Genomic DNA, 4,354 nt, shown 5'->3' with positions numbered 1-4,354 from the left:
CGCCGATCGGGAGCACGCCCCACAGCTCGTCGTCGGGAGCGGCCAGGGCGGGCCCGGACGGCTGGGGCGGCGCGGCGCCCCGTCGGCCCCGACGGGCCCGGGGGGGCGGTCGGGCCGGGCCGGGTGGGGGCCGTGCTGGGCAGCGCGCTGCGGTCCGCGGGGCATCCCGTGGTCGCGGTGAGCGCGATCTCGCGCGAGTCGCGCGACCGTGCGGAGGCGATGCTGCCCGGCGTCCCGGTGCTCGACGTTCCCGAGGTGGTGCGCCGCGCGGAGCTGGTGCTGCTCGCGGTGCCCGACGACGTCCTGGGCGGTCTCGTGCAGGGGCTGGCCGACGTCGGTGCGTGGCAGGGCGGCCAGATCGTCGTGCACACCTCCGGCCGGTACGGGGTGGACGTGCTCGCCCCGGCGCGTGCGGCGGGGGTCATCCCGCTCGCGCTGCACCCGGCGATGACGTTCACGGGGACCTCGCTCGACCTGTCCCGGCTCGAGGGCTGCTCGTTCGCGGTGACCGGTCCGGCCCCGGTGCTGCCGATCGGCCAGGCGCTCGTCGTCGAGGTGGGTGGGGAGCCCGTGGTGGTCGACGAGGAGGCCCGCGGGCTCTACCACGCGGCGCTCGCGCACGGCGCCAACCACCTCGTGGTGCTCGTCGCGCAGGCCGCGCAGGCACTCGCCGCCGCGGGGGTCGTCGACCCGGGCCGCATGCTCGCCCCGCTGCTGGAGGCCGCGCTCGACGGCGCCCTGCGCGCGGAGCAGCCGTCGTCGCCCGACGCCTCCGAGCAGACCGACCGGGGCGCGGGTGCGATCGGTGCGCTCACCGGGCCGGTGCGGCGCGGCGACTCCGGGACCGTCCGCGAGCACCTCGAGGCGCTCACCGCGTTCGCCGGTGCGAGCGGGGCCGCGGACGTCGTCGAGGGGTACCGTGCACTCGCACGTTCCGCCGCCGGCCGTGCCCTCGCGGCGGGACTCGTCTCGTCCGCCGCGGCGACCGGCGTCCTCGACGCGCTCGCCCCCGGCACCGCTCCCGGGACCGGCGCCGCGGGCCACGACGGTCCGGGCCGCGAAGGTCCGGGCACAGACGACGCGGCGGGGCGGTTGCACCAGAAGGAGGAGCAGCGGGACGACGCCGACGCCCCGTACGACCCCGACGGCCAGGAGGACGACGCATGAGCCCGACCCTCGCGCGCTCGCGCGACGACCTGGCCGCGGCGCTCGACGCCCAGGGCCCAGGGCGTCGCGCGGTCGTGATGACGATGGGGGCGCTGCACGCCGGCCACCTCTCGCTCGTCGAGCAGGCACGCGCGCTCGCGGACCACGTCGTCGTGACGATCTTCGTCAACCCCCTGCAGTTCGCGCCCACCGAGGACCTCTCGCGGTACCCGCGTGACCTGCAGCGTGACCTCGACCTGCTCACAGGCCCCGGCCTGCTGCGGGACGGCGACGTCGTCTTCGCCCCCGACGAGGCCGTGATGTACCCGCAGGGAGACCCGGCCGTGCGCGTCACGGCCGGACCGATCGGGGACGTGCTCGAGGGCGCGCACCGGCCCGGGCACCTCGACGGCGTGCTGACCGTCGTGCTCAAGCTGCTTCACCTGACGCGGCCGGACGCTGCACTGTTCGGCCGCAAGGACGCGCAGCAGCTCGCGGCGGTGCGGCAGATGGTGCGGGACCTGGACGTGCCGGTCGAGGTGGTCGGCGCGCCGCTCGTGCGGGACGCCGACGGGCTCGCCCTGTCCAGCCGCAACGCGTACCTCTCGGCCGACGAGCGTGCGCGCGCGTTGGGGCTCTCGGCGGCGCTGCGGGCCGGGGCGGCCGCCGCGCCCGGAGGCGTCGACGCCGTCCTCGCGGCGGCGCGCGGCGAGCTCGGCGCGGTCGACGAGCTCGACTACCTGGCGCTCGTCGACCCCGAGTCGTTCACCCCCGTAGCTCCCGGCGCGACCGGCGACGCGACCCTCCTGGTCGCCGCGCGCGTGGGGACCACGCGACTCATCGACAACACGGCGCTCGTGCTGGGCGCCCGACCCACCGCGCCCGCACCGGGCGCCGATCAGGACGCGTCCGTACCGGGCGCCGACGGAACGGAGCGCGCATGACCTCCCTGGTGCGCACCATGATGACCGGCAAGATCCACCGCGCGACCGTGACGCAGGCGGACCTGCACTACGTCGGCTCGGTCACGGTCGACGCGGACCTGCTCGCGGCCGCGGACCTGCTGCCCGGCCAGCAGGTCGACATCGTCGACGTCACCAACGGCTCGCGGCTCACGACGTATGCGATCGCGGGCGAGGCCGGCTCGGGCCAGATCTGCATCAACGGCGCCGCTGCGCACCTGGTGCACCCGGGGGACACGGTCATCCTCATCGCGTACGGCCAGCTGTCCGACGAGGAGGCCCGCACGTACCACCCGCACGTCGTGCTCGTGGACGGCGAGAACAAGATCGTCGACCTGTGCGAGGACCCGGGCCAGGTGCCGGAGGAGTGGACCCGCACCTCGGGGCTGGTCGGCAGCGGCGTGCCGTTCGAGCGGGGGCGCGACCTCGTCGAGCACCCGCACCCGCACGCGCGCCACGCGGACGCCGGCCCCACGCGGTGACGACGACCGCGCCCGCGCCGGGCACGACGGCGCCCGCGACGGCACCCCGGCTCGCGACGCACCTCGCGGCGCCCGCGCCCGGCTGGGTGGCCGAGGCCGACGCGGTCGTCGTCGGCTCCGGGATCGCTGGCCTGACCGCCGCGCTCGAGCTGCGCACGCGCGTGCCTCGCGTGCTGCTGGTGACGAAGGACGCGCTGCTGTCCGGCTCGACGGTGTGGGCGCAGGGCGGCATCGCGGCCGCGCTCGACCCGTCGGACTCGCCCGCGGCGCACCTGCAGGACACCCTCGACGCGGGTGCCGGCCTGTGCGACCCGCGCGCGGTCGAGGTGCTGGTCACCGAGGGCCCGGCACGTGTGCGCGAGCTCGTCGCGCGCGGTGCGGTGTTCGACACCGGGCCGGACGGCGCGATCTCGCTGACCCGCGAGGGCGGCCACCACGCGGACCGGATCGTGCACGCGGGTGGCGACGCGACCGGTGCCGAGATCGCACGCGCCCTCGTCGCGCAGATCGAGGCGGTGCGCGACGACCCGGGCATCGAGGTGATCGAGCACGCGCTCGTCGTCGACGTGCTGACCGGCCCGCCTGGACCCGACGGCCGGCCCGGCCCCGCGTGCGGAGTGACGCTGCACGTGATCGGCGAGGGCCAGCGCGACGGCGTGGGTGCGGCGCTCGGGCGCGCGGTGGTGCTCGCGACGGGCGGCATCGGGCAGGTCTACCGCTCGTCGACCAACCCCGCGCAGGCGACGGGCGACGGCATCGCGGCGGCGCTGCGGGCCGGCGCGGTGCTGGGCGACGTCGAGTTCGTGCAGTTCCACCCGACGGTGCTGTGGCTGGGCTCGGGAGTGAAGGGTCAGCTGACCCTCGTGTCCGAGGCGGTCCGCGGCGAGGGTGCGCTCCTGCTCGACACCGACGGAGTGCGGTTCATGCCCGACGTCCACCCGATGGCCGAGCTCGCGCCGCGTGACGTCGTGGCGCACGCGATCGTGCAGCGCATCGCCTCGACGGGGTCGGACCACGTGTGGCTGGACGCCCGGCACCTCGGTGCGTCGTTCCTGCGGCAGCGCTTCCCGACGATCTTCGAGCGCCTCGCGCAGCACGGCATCGACATGGCGACCGAGCTCATCCCCGTCGCGCCCGCGCAGCACTACCACTCGGGCGGGGTCGTCGCGGACATCGTCGGCCGCACCACCGTGCCAGGCCTGTACGCGGTGGGCGAGGTCGCGTGCACCGGCGTGCACGGCGGCAACCGGCTCGCGTCGAACTCGCTGCTCGAGGGTCTGGTGTTCGCGCACCGGGCGGCGCGGCACATCTCGTCGCGCCTCGACGACCTGCCGCAGCTCACGCCCACGCCACGTCCGGGCGACGCCGCGCTCGTCACGGCGGCGTCGCGTGCACGCATCCAGCGCATCGCGACCGACGGGCCGGGCGTCCTGCGCACGGGTCCGGGGCTGTCGTCGGCGCTCGCGGCGCTGGACCGGGTCCCGACCGACGCGCACGCGCGCACCGACGACGGCCGCCTGCTCGCCGCGCCGCAGGTCGCCGAGTGGGAGACGACGAACATCCACCAGGTCGCCACCGTCATCTCGTCGGCCGCGCTGACCCGTGAGGAGACCCGCGGCGGCCACGTCCGCACGGACTTCCCGCTGACCGACGAGGCCTGGCGCCTGCGCCTGGAGCTGTCCCTGGACCCGGACGGCCACCTCACGACGACCCGCACCCCCCTCGCCTGACCACCCGCCGTCGTCTGACCACCCGGTGCCCGCC

The 4,354-nt window shown here is 76.4% G+C and carries 4 protein-coding genes; all 4 read left to right on the top strand.

The genetic code is table 11. From position 1 onward, the window contains the following. Positions 1 to 123: 123 nt before the first annotated feature. Genes AW16_RS0116515 through AW16_RS0116500 form a run of 4 tightly spaced genes read left to right on the top strand, consistent with a single transcriptional unit; the run spans position 124 to position 4,320 of the window. Positions 124 to 1,167 (top strand): DUF2520 domain-containing protein, encoded by a 1,044-nt coding sequence (locus tag AW16_RS0116515; protein WP_081861756.1) that lies wholly within the window; start codon positions 124 to 126, stop codon positions 1,165 to 1,167. Further along, on the top strand, positions 1,164 to 2,090 hold the full coding sequence (gene panC, locus AW16_RS0116510) for a pantoate--beta-alanine ligase (RefSeq protein ID WP_051682040.1): 927 nt from the start codon (positions 1,164 to 1,166) through the stop codon (positions 2,088 to 2,090). The genes AW16_RS0116515 and panC overlap by 4 nt, the downstream gene beginning before the upstream one ends. Continuing rightward, positions 2,087 to 2,590, top strand: coding sequence for an aspartate 1-decarboxylase (gene panD, locus AW16_RS0116505; RefSeq protein WP_051682039.1), 504 nt, complete (start codon positions 2,087 to 2,089; stop codon positions 2,588 to 2,590). Before panC ends, panD begins: the two co-directional genes overlap by 4 nt. Next, positions 2,587 to 4,320: an L-aspartate oxidase gene (locus tag AW16_RS0116500; protein ID WP_029292199.1), complete on the top strand. Its 1,734-nt coding sequence runs from the start codon at positions 2,587 to 2,589 to the stop codon at positions 4,318 to 4,320. Before panD ends, AW16_RS0116500 begins: the two co-directional genes overlap by 4 nt. Positions 4,321 to 4,354: the final 34 nt, after the last annotated feature.

It is taken from the genome of Cellulomonas sp. HZM, from assembly GCF_000708885.1.
Lineage (GTDB): Bacteria > Actinomycetota > Actinomycetes > Actinomycetales > Cellulomonadaceae > Cellulomonas.
The sequence above is the reverse complement of the archived record's forward strand: the minus strand, read 5'-3'. Positions and strand labels throughout refer to the sequence as shown.

Excerpts from the sequence above, each read along its gene's own strand:
- panC (WP_051682040.1), top strand. The coding sequence starts at position 1,164 with ATGAGCCCGACCCTCGCGCGCTCGCGCGACGACCTGGCCGCGGCGCTC.
- panD (WP_051682039.1), top strand. The coding sequence starts at position 2,087 with ATGACCTCCCTGGTGCGCACCATGATGACCGGCAAGATCCACCGCGCG.